General features: G+C 58.7%; 10 protein-coding genes. 4 read left to right on the plus strand and 6 right to left on the minus strand.

What is annotated here, in order from left to right:
• Positions 1-32 precede the first annotated feature (32 nt).
• Complete coding sequence (locus tag ACVWYF_RS14870; RefSeq protein WP_457069335.1) at positions 33-4,370, plus strand: NACHT domain-containing protein; 4,338 nt, start codon at positions 33-35, stop codon at positions 4,368-4,370.
• 6 nt (positions 4,371-4,376) lie between these two features.
• Positions 4,377-5,195, plus strand: a complete 819-nt coding sequence (locus ACVWYF_RS14875; protein ID WP_457069337.1) for a hypothetical protein — start codon at positions 4,377-4,379, stop codon at positions 5,193-5,195.
• A gap of 81 nt (positions 5,196-5,276) precedes the next feature.
• Here ACVWYF_RS14875 and ACVWYF_RS14880 read toward each other — a convergent pair whose 3' ends face one another.
• Positions 5,277-6,032 (minus strand): hypothetical protein, encoded by a 756-nt coding sequence (locus ACVWYF_RS14880; protein WP_457069339.1) that lies wholly within the window; start codon positions 6,030-6,032, stop codon positions 5,277-5,279.
• A gap of 112 nt (positions 6,033-6,144) precedes the next feature.
• On the opposite strand from ACVWYF_RS14880, the gene ACVWYF_RS14885 reads away from it, so the two are divergent.
• Together ACVWYF_RS14885 and ACVWYF_RS14890 are read left to right on the plus strand one after the other, a co-directional pair.
• On the plus strand, positions 6,145-6,348 hold the full coding sequence (locus tag ACVWYF_RS14885; RefSeq protein ID WP_457069341.1) for a hypothetical protein: 204 nt from the start codon (positions 6,145-6,147) through the stop codon (positions 6,346-6,348).
• Between the two features lie 416 nt (positions 6,349-6,764).
• Positions 6,765-8,882 (plus strand): glycoside hydrolase family 97 protein, encoded by a 2,118-nt coding sequence (locus ACVWYF_RS14890; protein WP_457069343.1) that lies wholly within the window; start codon positions 6,765-6,767, stop codon positions 8,880-8,882.
• A 20-nt stretch (positions 8,883-8,902) separates the two neighbouring features.
• Here the strand turns inward: ACVWYF_RS14890 and ACVWYF_RS14895 are convergent, their stop codons facing one another.
• The 5 genes from ACVWYF_RS14895 to ACVWYF_RS14915 all read right to left on the minus strand — a co-directional run bounded on the left by ACVWYF_RS14895 (position 8,903) and on the right by ACVWYF_RS14915 (position 15,856).
• Positions 8,903-10,816: a right-handed parallel beta-helix repeat-containing protein gene (locus tag ACVWYF_RS14895; protein ID WP_457069345.1), complete on the minus strand. Its 1,914-nt coding sequence runs from the start codon at positions 10,814-10,816 to the stop codon at positions 8,903-8,905.
• 78 nt (positions 10,817-10,894) lie between these two features.
• Positions 10,895-11,278: a DUF3037 domain-containing protein gene (locus tag ACVWYF_RS14900; RefSeq protein WP_457069347.1), complete on the minus strand. Its 384-nt coding sequence runs from the start codon at positions 11,276-11,278 to the stop codon at positions 10,895-10,897.
• Positions 11,256-12,050: a HipA family kinase gene (locus ACVWYF_RS14905; protein ID WP_457069349.1), complete on the minus strand. Its 795-nt coding sequence runs from the start codon at positions 12,048-12,050 to the stop codon at positions 11,256-11,258. The genes ACVWYF_RS14900 and ACVWYF_RS14905 overlap by 23 nt, the downstream gene beginning before the upstream one ends.
• 209 nt (positions 12,051-12,259) lie before the next feature.
• Positions 12,260-14,836 carry a DUF5916 domain-containing protein gene (locus tag ACVWYF_RS14910; RefSeq protein ID WP_457069351.1) on the minus strand — a complete coding sequence of 859 codons (2,577 nt, stop codon included), beginning with the start codon at positions 14,834-14,836 and terminating at the stop codon, positions 12,260-12,262.
• Positions 14,837-15,157: 321 nt separating this feature from the next.
• On the minus strand, positions 15,158-15,856 hold the full coding sequence (locus ACVWYF_RS14915) for a hypothetical protein (RefSeq protein WP_457069353.1): 699 nt from the start codon (positions 15,854-15,856) through the stop codon (positions 15,158-15,160).
• Positions 15,857-15,937 lie beyond the last annotated feature (81 nt).

A 15,937-nucleotide genomic window follows, 5' to 3' on the forward strand; every position in this document is an offset into this window, starting at 1 on the left:
CTGCTAAAACTATATTCGTCCGAATCCCAACCATGTCTGCCAAATTCTATTCCTGGACTCGTATTTGGGTGCCTATCGATTCGTCTGCTGCTGAAGCCACCCCTTACAGTTTGGACTTTCGCGGCTTTTTCGTCAATAGCCGACACAGTTATGTAAACACCAACTCCGTAGGCAAGCCCCTTGCCGAATGGCAAACGACTTCTTGCCTCGTGCTGCTCGGCGAGCCGGGCATGGGCAAGTCATCGGAATGGAGGCGGCAGCTGGTGGAAACCGGAAAATTAGCGCAGCATTTATTCCTTGACCTCAAGGACTTCGGGTCAGAGTCCAGCTTGCGCGATGCCATCGTGGAGTCAACGGAACTGCAGCAAGCGAAGGAAACAAACACTACGTTTTACCTATGGCTCGATAGCTTGGATGAGGGGCTACTCCATGTGCGCACCCTAACCGCCGAGCTACTTCGCATTTTCAACCGGCCAAGCTTCCCTAGAACCAAATTCCAGCTTCGCATCCTATGCCGCAACGTTGGCTGGCCCCCTGGCTTAACCGACGACCTGGCGCAGCTATTCCCCGAACAGCACGCGGGAGCTCGGGTTCAGCCCTTGCTGCTTGCCCCGCTCTCGTTTGAGCAAGTAGCGGAAGCAGCACGGCAGGAAAAGCTGGACGAAGGAGCATTTTTGGCCGCTGTTGCCAAGGCCAACGCCGTACCGCTCGCGCTGCGGCCGGTCACGTTGAAATTGCTGCTGAACCTATTTCGTCTCCACGGACCCACCTTCGGTAGCGCTGATTCGCCGCGCCGGTCCGATTTGTACGAGCAGGGCTGCCGGGAGCTGTGCGCCCAGCCCGATGCCCGCCGTTCAATCAAAGCTCCCTACGACACAAAGGAACGGCTGCTGCTTGCGGCCCACCTGGCCATACTCATGGTCATAGGTAACCGGCGGGTTGTGCGGCTCGAACCAGACGCTGGCGACTTGCTCCCCACCGAGTTAGGTCTGCACGAAGTCGGGCAGGGGCATACTGCCCAGTGGTCTGGACTGGCAGTGCCCTTGCACGAAGACCGAATCCGGGATGTGCTGGCTAATACGGCCTTATTTGTTCCCGCTGGTCCCGGCCGAGTGGCGTGGGGCCACCCGTACTATGCCGAGTTTCTCGCCGCCTGGTATTTGCACCAGGCACAGGTGCCCGTTGCCCAGTTGCGGCCCTTGTTCCGGTCGGCGGCCGACCCCACCGGGGGCGTCGTGCCCGGTCTGCAGGTAACAGCCGCCTGGTTAGCAGCATTAAATACTGCCTTCTTTGATGAACTGCTGCAACTCGACCCAGTAGCGCTATTGCAATCCGACTTGGGCGCCACCTCACCCGCCCAGCGGGAAAAGGTCACGGCCCGCTTGTTTGACTGGTGTCGCGGGTTATCTATTTTCCCGCAAGGTATTGAGTCCCATTTGCCACAGCTGGCTTACCCAGGCCTGGGGCCGCAGCTTCTGCCGGTCCTCACCGATATAAGCGCATCACGAACCGAATGGGAGCTTGCCTATGAATTGGCGGATGCCTGTGCCGTAGCGGCAGTAGAGCCCGAGCTGGTCCGGCAGTGCCTAGATGCGACTTTTCCTTTTCGTCGGCGACTGACAGCATTGGGAATTCTGGCAAAAATTGGTAGTCCGAGCAGCCTTCAGCAATTGCGGGCCTTGGTTAAGGGCATTCCCGCCGGAGACAAAAACGACGAGTTCCGTGGTAAGCTGTTGGCCATACTGTGGCCAGAGTACCTGAGCGGCGATGAAATGTTCAGCCTGCTGGTTCCCAGCCAAAACCGGAGCCTCTTCGGCAACTATAAATCTTTCCTGACCATCCCCGGCTTCCCCGGCACGTTGGAGTACGGTTTGCGGCCCGAAAACCTGCCATCCGCACTGCGGTGGCTCGAACAAAACCGGGAGGGCTGGACGGAATGGGGCGAATGGCAGGACTCCGATTTTCGTGAAATGGTAGACAGGGTTTTTGAACGTGCTTGGCTCGCCACCAACGAGCCCGGCGTAATTGAAGCCCTAGGGGCCGCCGTCGCCGCCGCCATCGACCGCTGCCACAACATGGTCATCCCCACCGAGCCGGCCACCCGCTACGCGGTAATTGAAGAAATGATTGCAAAGCATATTCTGCCGGAAGGATATATGCTGTTGTTTAATGATGGCGGGCAACCCTTACTTGACGTACAAGATTGGGAATGGGCAATTACGCAACTAGGCAAAGCAAGAAAAGTAAAGCTCAAAAAGTATTTAGCATCGGCAACTTCTCGCTTGTTGTGGAATTCGCTCGGACAAGTTGATACGCCAGTGTTTTTGTCTCGTTTCGCCCAACTGTATCAACTGGCCGGAGCTGAAAATCAAGCTACAGCCGATGCTGCCATCGCTGCGGAGTGCGCCTTTCTCTGGATAGCATCTGACCTGGACGATAAGAATGTGATAAGGCAGCGCGCATGGTACCTCGCGAGGCCAGCTAACCTCGCTAAGACTGAGGCCAACAAGAAAGAAAAGCTCAAGCAAAAGAAGCGGGGCCGCTATTTGCCCGCCCTGCATCGGCGCAATCTTCACCACCTGTTTGATGAGCCTATTACTGGCCCTTGGCGTCAGTGGCGGCGCTTGGTATGGTACCTGAACTACAGCAATAATAAGCGCCAAGGGCACGAGCGCCTGCCTGGGCAAGTAGACGTGCAAAAGTTTCTGACTCGGGCGCGATTGAGCGAGAAACGTCTTGTCCAACTAGCCGAGTTGGCTTGGCAGGTGGTGCAGGAGCAACCTCAAGTGCCTCACCGCCTATACGGTGATGGTTATCAGCAGCCCGGCCCAACGCTAGGCTTGGCGCTGGCCTTATGCCGGCAACAATTGCCCCAGCAAGTGGCAACCCTGCCAAATGATTTTTGGCAGGGTTGGATAGATTTTTTACTCGCTCTATTTGTCTGGTCCGATGACCCCCAGCTAGTGGGCCTGCTACGCCACGCCTCAAGAACTATTCCTGCCGAAGTGCTCGATGCCATCATGCGGCAGGCCGACGCTGCTAATCAGCAGCTGGACCGAACCTACAAGCTAGACCGCATCCTGAATGCCTGCCCGGTTGCGGAATTGCCCGATGCGCTTTTTGCCCGCGTCACCTCCGAAGTATGGCACCCGGAACATAACTGGGTAGTGTTGCTCGCCCTGTTGAAGCATCCCCACCCGGCCGCAAGGGCGCTGGCGGAAAACATCATGAGCCTGCCCGCCATCGGGCCCGCCCATTCCGATGATATCGTGTTGATGTACCGCTGGCACCTATTTGAGCACGAAATTGGCACGCCCGATGATTGGTGGCAGTGGTGGCAAATGCTAACCCGCAGTACCTCACTGACGCGCAACGTCGTCAATGAAGGCATGCACGGATTGCGGCCCAGTCAAATTCCCATCCTGGCAAAACTAAACGAGGACCAATTGCGCGCAGTAACCCACTATTTGGTTCAAAACCTTGGGTTGGCCGAAGACACCAAAGACGAAGACTGGCGGCGAGAAACCATGGGTACCCGGCTGCGCCAGTTCCGCGACACGGTAGTGGGCGAGCTGGCCAGCCGGGGCACGCTGGATGCGGTGGTCGCGCTTCAGCACTTGCAAAAAGATGCGCCCAATGGCCCTTGGCTGCGCTGGCGGCTCGACCAAGCGCGTGCCAACCTTCGCCGCAATGCCTGGCAGCCCGTAGCGCCGGATGTCCTGGTAGAGCTGTGCCGCAGTGCCGGCAGCCGCTGGGTACGAAGCAGCGCCGACTTGCTCGACGTGGTGATGGAGTCTTTAGAGCGGTTGCAGCAGCGGTTGCACGCCGAAACGGCAGAGGCCATTTTCCTGTGGCAACGGGAGCCCCTCAATCCAGCGCCTGGTCAAGGCCAAATCCACGTAGTGCACGACGAAAACTATGTTTCCGACTACATAAAGCGTCACTTGGACGCAGATATATGCCGCCCTGGTATCATTGCGCATCGTGAAGTAGAAATCCGCGCCTCTATCGGCACCGGCACCGGCCAGCGTCCCGATATTCTCATTCGGGCATCCGCACCGGGCAAAGCAGGCGAAACCAGCCAGGAATCCACGGTCATCATTGAAACTAAGCTCAGCAAGCACCGTCACAAAGACTCCGCCCTTGCCAGGCAGTTGGTACCCTATTTACAGGATAACCCCACCTGGCAAGGCCTTTACCTTGTGTGCTGGCATTTCGGCCAGCACGACAGTCCCGGCAAAGCGGCCGAACTCCCGGCGTTGAAGCGGCTGCTTGAACAACAGGCTAACGCAGCATCCGCTCGCGGAACCGCCGTGCGCTCTTTCGTGCTGGACATCCGGCTGCCCAGCGACTCTACCCGAAGTATGTAACGAATCATGACCCCAACAAACGTATTACTCCTGGGTTTGCTAACAGTGGCCTTTTGGGCAGTGGTGGCAGCGGAACGAGCATATTTTTGGCACCAATCAGCCTTGGATTATGAGAACAAATGGAAGGATAGGTGCGATATGCATGGCCTTGTCAATACGCAGATAAAAGAGCTAAAAGCAAGCGTTTTCCATTTGCAATGTGTGGCGAAGACCTGGGAAAACAGCTGGGACTTCACCGCTGATTACTTGGACAAGGGCGGAGCAGTACTTGCGTTGACGACAGTAAGCGCGCAATCAAAATATGTGGCTGTTATAGAAGAAGAGCCAGGCGCTCATCTAGGAAGTAAGGAGAACATATTTCTTCCGATACCAGTCTGTGGCCCCAGGGTTCCTGAGGCTGCCACTGTGCAGGAACCAGTAGTTGTACTTACCAACAAGCCATTTGATGCCTCTGAGAGCTCTTTCCACATTGTGGTCCTTAGAACTCAGGACGCAATAGCAAAAGAAGCGCTACAGCAATTAAGCCCCCTAACCTTTGTAGCCAAAATACACGTTGACATTCTTAACGAGGACAAAGTCAATGCTAGCAAGCGGTACAAATTCGACATAGATAATGTCAGCGGAAAGAGCCGTGGCGCAAACTCCTTGGCGATGGACTGGCTGTTAAAACGTACTAAGCAAGAAGGGGTAAAGGAGATATTTGGCACGCTCACCCAATCAATTATCAACGAAGCACATCGGATACGTCTTTACAATTTTTATATCATCAAGTATGGATTCGTTTATAATCCTGAAAACAATACAATAGCCAAAACAATAAGCTAGAATCTCAAGTACCCAATATGATAATGGGCCGGCCGTCATTGCGACAGTCGGCCCATTATCATTTCAATAAATAAGCTGTGCTTACATACCGAGCACCTTCACCATGGCCAGCGCGTTGTACGCCCCGTTTTTGAGGTCATACATCTTGCTGTTCACCTGTTGCACGAACTCAATACCCAACACCACCACAATGGGGTGCGTACTGGCCGCAGGCAGCGGCAAGGCCAGCATTTGGGCAGCCTGGTCCTGCGGACCGAGCACCATAAACGCCGTTTCAGCCTGCTTTACGTCCCAGGTGCCACTTTCGAAATCAATGCTGGCCGCGGCCGCAATGATTTTGCAGTGCGTAGCTCCACCCGGAGCAGCCACCGCCGAGCCGGGAATAAAGCCCGTCAGGGCTACCTGGTGTGCCCCGCCGACCCGGTCAATGGTCACGTCGTAAGGCGCGAACAACGTGCCCGTGAGCAGCCCGGTAGCGTTGAACTCGAAGCCTTGGAGCATCTCGACCTCGCCGTCGAGCACGTTGCGCAAGCCCCGGTCGCTGGTCTCGTCAGCTTTGATGACGCGCACCATTTCGGCCGTGAGCCGGCTCGACACCCGCGAGTCCGAGGCCTTTTGCATTAGCCCGCGCAGGGCCGTGCGCAACACCTTACCCGCCGAGCCGGCCCGGCCGAACTCGCTGCCGTTTTCGCGGGTGCGGATGAAGGCCGGGTCCGAGGCAATCCGGGCTTTCGATACGCCACCCGCTTTGCGGGCCAGGTGCCCGTCTTTCGATTTGTAGAACGAGATACCGTCAATAGTACCGTTCAATTTGATGATGCTGTCTTGTCTGGCCATGATGATTTTAGGGAAATGGTTTATCGAAGTTTCCCCGTAATTTTCGCTGATTACAAGCTCTCAGGGGCTTTGCCTACCGCAACCGGTCACCTTTTCCGTAACCCGTCACATTATGCCAGCCATCCCCCGCCGCATCTGCATCTACTCCAAAGATGTCAGCAACATCACCGGTAAGAGCGAGCGCCACGCCCGCGCCCTACTCAGCCGCATCCGCACCACCCTCGGCAAAGCCCGCGGCGACCTCGTCACCGTCCACGACTTCTGCCAAGCCACCCGCCTCCGCCCCGAAGACGTAGAACAATTTCTCCTCAATTAACTTCGTCCCAGATGAAGCGCCCATGCCCCGCACATACGTCGGACATAGAGCATGAAAAGCGCCATCCAGGGAGCCACGGGTTCTGATGCCGCCGCCTTCTCACCTTTCCGCTTCAATAGCACCCACACGCCCAAACAATACGCCCAGTAAAGGTCCAGCTTCGCAATTCCCAAAGCGTCTTAGCCAATTTTATTTGGTCTCGAACTAATACTTTTTTCAAGGGACCTCTGAAGGGACCTAATATTTCAAACATGCAGCAACAAACTATGGATAAGCACTTTGCAAACCACTGGTGGGTTCCTGCATCTCCACTTTAAACCCCGTCTGCCTGGTGCAGGCGGGGTTTTTCGGTTTTTAGCTCGGGCCGGAATCAACCGTTTGCACACTTCACTCTTACTTCTTTTTCCCACTCTGCGATGCTGAACTATACCCGCCGGCTGCTGGCGCTTTGCTGCCTGGCTTTGCTTTGGAATACGGCCCAGGCCCAAACCATCAAATCGCCCAACGGGCAGCTGACGCTGCAATTCGCGCTGCAAGATGATGGCGTGCCAACGTACCATCTCACCTACAAGGGCCGCGACGTTATCAAGACCAGCAAGCTGGGGCTGGATTTGAAAGATGCCCCGGCGCTCACCAGCGGCTTTGCGGTGGCCGATAACAAGCAGCGCACGTTTGATGAAAGCTGGCAGCCGGTGTGGGGCGAGGTGAAAACCATTCGCAACCACTACAACGAGATGGCCGTGACGCTCACGCAGGCCGCCACCAGCCGGAGTATTCGGGTGCGGTTTCGGGTGTTTGATGACGGGCTGGGCTTCCGCTACGAGTTTCCGCGCCAACCCAAGCTGGATTATTTCACCATTAAGGAAGAGCGCACGCAATTTGCGCTGGCCGGCGACCACAAAGCCTTCTGGCTGCCCGGCGACTACGACACCCAGGAATACAGCACGGTCACATCGAAGCTGTCGGAGGTGCGCGGGCGAATGAAGGCGGCCGTGACCGGCAACGCCTCGCAAACGACCTTCTCGCCCACCGGCGTGCAGACGCCGCTCATGCTCAAGAGCCAGGACGGGCTGTACATCAACATCCACGAGGCGGCGCTGATTGACTACTCCTGCATGAGCCTGGAGCTCGACGACAAGAACTTCGTGCTGGAATCGCACCTCACGCCCGACGCGGTGGGCGACAAGGGCCGGATTCAGACGCCGGCGCTTTCGCCCTGGCGCACGGTGATTGTGAGCGACAAGGCCGGCGACATTCTGGAATCGAAGCTGGTGCTGAACCTGAACGAGCCCACCAAATTCAAGGACACCAGCTGGATAAAGCCGGTGAAGTACGTGGGCGTGTGGTGGGAGATGATTACGGGCAAAAGCTCGTGGTCGTACACCAACATGGACAACATCAAGCTCGATTCCATCGACTACAAAACGGTGAAGCCCAATGGCACCCACGGCGCCAACACGGCCCACGTCAAGGAGTACATCGACTTCGCCGCCCTGCACGGCTTCGACGCGGTGCTGGTGGAAGGCTGGAATATTGGCTGGGAAGACTGGTTCGGCAAGCACAAGGATTACGTGTTCGATTTCGTGACGCCCTACCCCGATTTCAACGTGGCCGAATTGCAGCAGTACGCCGCCAGCAAAAACGTGAAGATGATTATGCACCACGAAACCTCGGGCTCGGTGCGCAACTACGAGCGGCACCTGGACTCGGCCTTTACCTTCATGAACAAGTACGGCTACAACGCCGTGAAAACCGGCTACGTGGGCGACATCGTGCCGCTGGGCCACCACCACTACGACCAGTGGCTGATTAACCACTACAACTACGTGCTGGAAACCGCCGCCAAACACCACATTATGGTGAACGGCCACGAGGCCGTGCGCCCCACCGGCCTGGCCCGCACCTACCCCAACCTCATCGGCAACGAAGCGGCGCGCGGCACCGAGTACGAATCCTTCGGCGGCAACAACGCCGACCACACCACTATCCTGCCCTTCACCCGCCTCATCGGCGGGCCGATGGACTACACGCCGGGCATTTTCCAGACGAAAATCAGCGTCCTCAACCCGAAGAATAATTCTTTCGTCCACAGCACCCTGGTGCGGCAAATGGCCCTGTACGTGACCATGTACTCGCCCCTGCAAATGGCCGCCGACCTGCTCGAAAACTACAATAAGCACCTCGACGCCTTCCAGTTCATCAAGGATGTGGCCGTGGACTGGGACGACACCCACGTCCTCGAAGCCGAGCCCGGCGACTACATCACCATCGCCCGCAAGGCCAAGGGCAAAAGCAGCTGGTTTATCGGCAGCACCTGCGATGAAAACGGCCGCACCTCCAACATCAGCCTGAGCTTCCTCGACCCCGGCAAAAAGTACGTGGCCACTATCTACGCTGACGCCAAGGACGCGCACTACGAAACCAACCCGCAGGCCTACACCATCCACAAGATGAACGTGACGCGCAAGACCAAGCTGGCGCAGTACTGCGCGCCGGGCGGCGGCTACGCCATCAGCGTGGTGGAGGCGCGGTAGCGGTAGGTGCAGCGAAGACGTTAGTAGTAAGTGGAGTACAGCGTGGGATGCTTGGTATTGATGACTTTGGGGCCAACGCGCAGCCGGCCTTTGCCAGTGGTGACGACCTCGGCCAGCGGGTCGCGGAAAAAGTAGGCCCCGTCTTCTAACACCAACTGTCCGGCAATGGTGACTTTGGTGTGGCGCAGGATTTCCAAAGCGCCGCCCTTTTTCACTACCAGGCGCGAGGTGGGACCAATGTATAGCTCGGGCACTTTACCCGGCATTTCATTGATGACCAACGCATTGTTATTCGCCACAACTACTTTGGCCGAGTCGCGGGTGCGGGCCGGCTGCCGGCCAATATCCAGTCCGCCGACTATCAGATAATAGGAATTGGGGGCCAGAAACTGCAAACTGCCGGGGGCGCGCAACACGGTGGTACCCAGTGCGCTGCTGCTGCCCAGCATGAAATCGGTGCGGTGCGGGCTGGTGCGGCGCGGACCGTTCTGAAATACCGTGTTGCCGCTGAAAACGCCGCCCAGGATTTTATCGAACGAGCCCTGGGGCGGCTGGGCATAGTCGTAGAGAAAGGTGCAACTGCGGAAATGAAACAAGCTGGCGGTATCCGTGGTGGCGGGCACGGCCTGGATGAGGTAGTTACGGGTGCCGATGAAGCGGCAGTCGATGAAGCTCAGGCCGCGGGCGTAAGAGTCGGAATGCAGCGTGAAAGACCCGTAGGCCGGCTTGCCGTGGTAGGACCGGTCCTCGAAAGTGCAGCCCACAAAACGCGTGACATCGGCGGGCTTGGCGGCCTTGCAGCCGTGAACGAATGAGCCGTAGATGCGGCAGTTTTTGAACAACACACCGGGCTGCGTTACCCAGGCCGACCAGTTGGTAAGCCCCCAGACCAAGCCATTGGTTATCACAATGCTCTTGACGGAAGGCGGGTAGTTCCCGTCGGGCCTATCCGAGACGATGCCCTGGCCGGCGTTGTCCACGAAGCGGCAGTTTTCCAGGCTAACGTTGGTCACAAAACCGTCCTGCGGCTCCAGGTCAACACCCGCGCCGGGGTTGGAGAACAAGGCCTTGCCCAGGGAAGGTATCAGCACCTGCCCGGTATGGCTGAAGTTGCAGTTCACAGCCCGGAAGCCATTCACGGCCGTGAGCGACAGGCCCTGGCGGCCGTTGTAGTTGCAGGTCGAGTTTTCGAGCAGAATATCCTCCCGGTTGGGGTCGTCGAGGCTTTTGGCGAGGTGATTGAGGACTTGGATGCCATCGCGCCCGAAGTGGTGCAACGACAGCTTTCGCATGGAAATCCGGCGCGAGTCGTTCACAAAAATACCGTCGAACTGCAGCTGAATACCGGTATCGCCCCAGTGCCCGCCCACTTCCAGCTGCGCGCTGTTGCCGTTGAAGGCGAGGTTGGTAATCTGCACGTTGTCGCAGCCCCGCAGCACGAAGCAGGTGCCGCCGCCAAAGGCATATTTCCCATCGGTGAAATAGGCATTCGGAGACTCAAACGGACGCTTGCTTACAGGGTCGAACGAGCCGTAACGCATGCCGCTGGCGTAGCGGATTTCAGTGGTGGCGCTGTCGTCGCCGGTCACGGTCAGGTTGCGGCAGCCGAAAAGCTGCAACACGTTCACGCCCTGATTATTTGCATCCTGCCGGCCCACCACGTACACGCCCCTGGGAATGCGCAGCACGGCGGCCCCGGTGCCGGCGGGCGTCTGGGCGCGCTGGTTAAAGAATTCGGCCGCGCGCTCGAAGGCGGCCTGGTCATTGGTTTTGCCGTCGCCCACCGCGCCAAAGTCAGTTTTCAGGTCTTTGCGCAACACAACGGGGCCTTGCCCGTGGGCGAGTCCAACGGATAAGACCAGCGCCAGGCCAGCCAGCAGCAGTCGCAGCAGCGGCGCTGAGAAGGCACTGGCAGGTTTTAATAAATTCTTCATGCAGCTATTAACGGTGATACCTAGAGTATCGCCTTTATGGCGTTCCTGTACGGCGCGAAACCTTGCGTCGCGCTACTGTTACTGCACCAGCTGCGCAAACAGGCGCGCCAGCGTCGCGCCCGCGTCCAAGCAGCGGCCGGGGTGTACCGCCGACGACTGCACCACCGTGCTGCGCGTGGCCGTGAGCCAGCGAAACCGCTCGGCAATGGGCAGTTGGCCGATGGTGCCGCCGGTGGCTTTGCCCTGGCAAATGCGCTCAAACGCCTGCAGGCGGGCCGTGATTTCGGCCAAATCCAAATCCGGGGCCACGGCCAGCAGCCGGGCTTCGGGCAGCGCAAACCGGGTTTCGAGGAAGCCCAGTGAGCGGCAGTACACGATGATGCCCACGTTCAGGAATTCTTCGCGCTCCACGCGGGGCACCACGCGCAGCACGGCGTACTCAAATAAGTGCATTGCGGGCATCCTGTGCTTCCTGAACAAAGGTTTCTGAGGCGGCGAGGCGGGCTTCCAGGAAGCCGACGTAGGCGTTGCGCTGCTCCTCGGCGGTGCCGTGGCCGTTGGCCAGCCACGCATCGGGCACCAGCGCCACGATGGCGCGGAGGATATCGGGCGTGAGGCGGGCGCGGCTTTCCACGTCCACGGTGGCCAGCTCGCTGGCCTGCGGCAGCAGGACGTGGGTTTTGATTTGGGGAAACGGGCGCGGGCGCGGCGCGGCCCACTCGGGGCCGGCGTGGTGGACGTAGAGGGCCGCGCCGTGGTCGATGAGCCACAGCTCCTTGTGCCACATCAGCATGTTGGTGTTGCGGGCGGTGCGGTCCACGTTCAGCGTGAGCATGTCAAGCCACACAATTTGGGAGGCCATACGCGGCTCCACGTTGGTCACGAGCGCATCGTAGGTGATGGCACCGGAGAGGTAGTGCAGGGCCAGATTCTGGCCGGTACTGGCTTGCAGCAGGTCCTGGATTTCCTCATCAGGCTCGGTGCGGCCGAAGGATTCGTCGAGCTCGCAGAACACCAGTTCGGGCATGCGCAGGCCCAGGACGCGAGCAATTTCGCCTACAATCAGTTCAGCAATGAGCGCCTTCACGCCCTGGCCCGCGCCCCGGAACTTCACCACGTAGAGGAAGTCGTCATCGGCCTCCATCAGAGCCGGCAGCGAGCCGCCCTCGCGGAGCGGCGTCACGTAGCGCGTGAGCACGACAGTGCGGAGTTCGAGGGCAATGTTTGCCGGCATACGGGAGGATAAAGGGGAATTACTGCGCAAAGGACGGTTTTTTTGAGCAATACAGGCTGATATTAGGCGAACGTCATGCAGAGCGCAGCGAAGCATCTTCACCTCAATAGTAAAATCAGATTACTACTGCGGTAAAGATGCTTCGCTGCGCTCTGCATGACGGGCTTATTTGCCCGTTGGCGTCCTTTGGGGCCCATTACCTCCTGACTCTACCGCGCCGCCATGCGCCCACTCCCCTTCCGCAACGTGAGGTAATCGAGGTAATATAGCACCTTCACCGACAGTGAGTTATTGTGCGGCGTGTTGATGGTGTTGTTGAAATTATCGAAGAATTGGGGGGTAGCCTCATTTGCCTGCAAATAGGTGGAGCCGGCGTTTTTCCAGACCACGCTGATTTGCGAGCCGGGCGCGAACCACCACGAGTACACCGCGTCCACGTTGAAGGCGTTGTAGGTGTTGTCGCGGTTGCGCTGGTAGGCGGCGAACTGCTCCTCGCCATTTTTGCCGAGCGTGGTGAAATCGAGGTAGCGCACGTTGCTGGTGTAGTGGCGCAGGCGCAGCGTGAACGACATGCGGTTGGTGAAGGTGTAGGCCACCGAGGCCACGTTGGCCACCGTGGCCACGTTGCGGCGGCCCAGCAGAATCTGGCCCACGAAGGGCTGGTCGAGGGGTTGGGCCGCATCGAGGCCGCCGTTTACGTAGCCGATTTGGTTCTGGCGCAGGCTCAAGTCCACGCTGTAGCGGAAGGTGAGGTGGGTGTTCACGCGGTAGCGCGGGTAGAAGCCCAGGCTGTAGCCGGTGCGGCGGGCGCGGGCCAGCCGGTCATCGCGGCCGTAGCTCTGGAAACCGGCGTTCCAGTTGATGGCCACCGGCTTGCGCGAGTCGGAGTTGAAGAAGAACGTGAAACGCGTGTTTTCGGGTACCCGCACGTAATAGTCGCCCAGCGTGGCGGTGCGCGGCTCGTAGAAGTCGTGCGTCACGGGGTCCACGTTCAGGTCGAAACCCAGCTGGTTGAAGCTTTTGGTGAAGGTGGTATTGGCCCCGAGGTAGAAGTTGAGCGCCTGATATAAAGTGGGCTTGTAGAGCAGCGAATGCGTCACGTTACCAAACACATACAGGTTATTCACCTTCCAGAACGGCTGGTACTTGCCGTAACTCAAATCCAGCGACTCGGTGATGTTGTTGTTGCCGAACAGGATGCCCAAATCGTTCGGGTTGTAGGTATTCGACTCGATGCCGTGGGTCAGGTTCCAGGTGAAGTTGCCCGAAATTTTGCCCACGCCCACGCGGTATTTGTAGCCGTCCTGGTCGCTGATTTGGTCGGTGCTGCCGAAGCTGGTGCCCCGGCGGCGCGAGTAGATGGCGCGGCCATCGATAGCGTACCGGTTGGCCTTGTTGGCGAAGCGGAAAAGGCCGCCGGTCACGTTGGCGTCGTAGGTGCTGCCGGCCCGCGTCACGTTGGTGTTGATGAGCGAAACGTAGGAGTTATTTTTCAGGCTCTGGTCGAGCACGGCGATGTTGTAGTTCGAGAACGGCTGCGTCAGAATTTGGCGCTCCTGCCCGGTTTCGGTGTTGCGGATGGTGGCGTAGGTGTCGTTGCTCAGGGCGTTGAAAATGCCCACGCCCAGGCCCTTGCTGGTGCGGCCCGAAACTTTGGTGGCGTTCAGCAGCGGCGTTTCGGAGGGGTTGCTGGTAATGATTTCGTTCGCGCCCGCCGTCACGCCATAGAAGCCCACCGGCGTGGCCCCTACCCTTCTCGAATAGAACAAATTGCCCTTGTTAAATAGCTCGGTGCCCTCCGTGAAAAACGGCCGGTTCTCGTTGAACTGCACCTCGAAGGGCGAGAGGTTGAGCACCTGGTTGTCGCTTTGCACCTGGCCGAAATCGGGCACCAGCGTGGCATCCAGGGTGAAGCTTTCGTTGATACCCCACTTCACGTCGGCCCCGCCGTTGAAGCGGGTGGTCAGGCGCTTGGTGCCGTCGGCGCTCAGCGGGTTGTGGTTCACGTAGCCCGACACGTAGGGCGTGAGCGAGAGGCGCAGCGGCGGCTTCACGCCTTGCACGCCCGTCAGGTCGCCCCACTGGTTCACGAAACCGTCCACCTGCGGCTTCACCTCGTTCCAGAAATACGCGGCGTTGTCGCGCTTGCGCTGCCGCATGAAGTTCAGCCCCCAGTGCTGCACATCGGCCGTGCTGAAGCGGATGGCGGAGTACGGAATTCGCATTTCGGCCACCCAGTCGGTGCCGCGCTGGGCGGTGCGGCTTTCCCACACGGCGTTCCAGTTGAAGTCCTCGCCACCGGCCGGCGAGTAGCGCGAATCGAGCTGCACGCCGCTGCTGGTCACGATAAAAGCGTAACCGTTGAGCTGGTCGTGGTAGGTATCGAGGAAGATGCCGATGAAGTCGGAGTTGCCAGTATTGTCACGGGCCGTCAGCTCGCGGGGGATGGAATCCTGCGATACATCGTGCATCACCGCGCCCACGTAAATCGCGGCATCGTCGTAGAGCACGCGCACTTCGGTGGGGTGTTTTTCGTGCGGGCCGGGCTTGGGCCGGTTCTGGATGAAATCAGTGGCCGGGAGGGCCTCGCGCCACGCCACCTCATCCAACACGCCATCGAGCTTGATGGGCTGCGCGATGCGCAACGCCGCCAGCTGGCGCTTGGGCGCGGCCGTAGCGGCGGCGGCAGCAGTAGCCGCCGGCGTTTGGGCCAGGGCGGGCGCGAGGGCCAAACCCAACATTCCAAGAATCAAAAAACAAGCGCGCAGAAAGAAGGCGTGTAGCATAGCGAAGAGCAGTTAAGGGTGATTCCAGGACGTATTGAGCAGGATTTTGCGCCCTGACAGCCCTCCTGAGTCAATGGAGCGGGGCGGGCTGTGGCCGGCGCACACTCACCAGTTGGCCGGGCCATACCGCTTCCATCCGGGCCGGTTTGCAGACCAGCGCGGGCGGTGCCCCAGCTCCATTGTATCAGGTTTTGGCGCAGCCGACGGGCCATTAACACCCCGTCAGCTTTCGCGGTAAAGCATTTTTAATCAGGCAACAAAATCCCATCTGGCAGCCGTTGTGGCTCCATTTCGCGTGGAAACTCCGGATGTTGAAATTGGTTACTTCCGCTTGCGGAAATAAACGTCGTTGCTGATGGATTCGAGCTTGACGAGCGGCCCGCTCCCGCTGAGCGTGCCGTGCAGCTGGTAGCCCACGATGGGATTTTTCGGCCGGGCAGTGCTGAAAGCAATGTCCTGGTCAGTATACACTTCGCCCGAAATGGTTTTGAGCGAGAGCTCCGCGCCTTTTGCGGCCGGCCAAGCCACGTCCACGAAGCCGCTCAACGACTTGGCTTCAATGGAGTTGTTAATCCCCACAATATCCACGTTGCCGCTGTAGGTGTACACGCGCAGGGCCACGTCGGCGGGCAGCGTGATTTCGTAGGTAATGTCGTCGCACACCTGCTGGCCGTACCACATGTTGCGGTCGCCGTTGCGGTTGGGGCAGTCGCCGGGCTGGGCCTGGCGCAGCATTTCCTTATCAAAATCGGCCGTCAAACGCAACTCATCGCCGGTCTGGCTCAGGTCGATTTGCAGGGCATCGTTCAGCCGGTTCGAGTTGATGCTGACGGTGGCTTTCATCGTCATTTTACCCGCCGCCCCGGCCCGGATGCGGATGTTGCTGGCCTGCTTCAGGTTGAGAAACACCCGCTGACCAGCAGTCAGGTTGGCAGATTTTTCGATGATTTTCTGGGCCGAAACCGACTGGTGGCCAACTGCGGCACACACCAGCAAAAGGAGGAACAGGAACTGGCGCATGGCGTTGGAAGAATGGAAGTGAAAGGTGGAGTTTGGGTATTGGTATTCGGTCAAAAAAGAACGGTCATGCTAATCTGGCGT

The sequence above is a fragment of the Hymenobacter sp. UYAg731 genome (assembly GCF_054061335.1).

Excerpts from the sequence above, each read along its gene's own strand:
- ACVWYF_RS14870 (WP_457069335.1), top strand. The coding sequence starts at position 33 with ATGTCTGCCAAATTCTATTCCTGGACTCGTATTTGGGTGCCTATCGAT.
- ACVWYF_RS14875 (WP_457069337.1), top strand. The coding sequence starts at position 4,377 with ATGACCCCAACAAACGTATTACTCCTGGGTTTGCTAACAGTGGCCTTT.
- ACVWYF_RS14880 (WP_457069339.1), bottom strand. The coding sequence starts at position 6,032 with ATGGCCAGACAAGACAGCATCATCAAATTGAACGGTACTATTGACGGT.
- ACVWYF_RS14885 (WP_457069341.1), top strand. The coding sequence starts at position 6,145 with ATGCCAGCCATCCCCCGCCGCATCTGCATCTACTCCAAAGATGTCAGC.
- ACVWYF_RS14890 (WP_457069343.1), top strand. The coding sequence starts at position 6,765 with ATGCTGAACTATACCCGCCGGCTGCTGGCGCTTTGCTGCCTGGCTTTG.
- ACVWYF_RS14895 (WP_457069345.1), bottom strand. The coding sequence starts at position 10,816 with ATGAAGAATTTATTAAAACCTGCCAGTGCCTTCTCAGCGCCGCTGCTG.
- ACVWYF_RS14900 (WP_457069347.1), bottom strand. The coding sequence starts at position 11,278 with ATGCCCGCAATGCACTTATTTGAGTACGCCGTGCTGCGCGTGGTGCCC.
- ACVWYF_RS14905 (WP_457069349.1), bottom strand. The coding sequence starts at position 12,050 with ATGCCGGCAAACATTGCCCTCGAACTCCGCACTGTCGTGCTCACGCGC.
- ACVWYF_RS14910 (WP_457069351.1), bottom strand. The coding sequence starts at position 14,836 with ATGCTACACGCCTTCTTTCTGCGCGCTTGTTTTTTGATTCTTGGAATG.
- ACVWYF_RS14915 (WP_457069353.1), bottom strand. The coding sequence starts at position 15,856 with ATGCGCCAGTTCCTGTTCCTCCTTTTGCTGGTGTGTGCCGCAGTTGGC.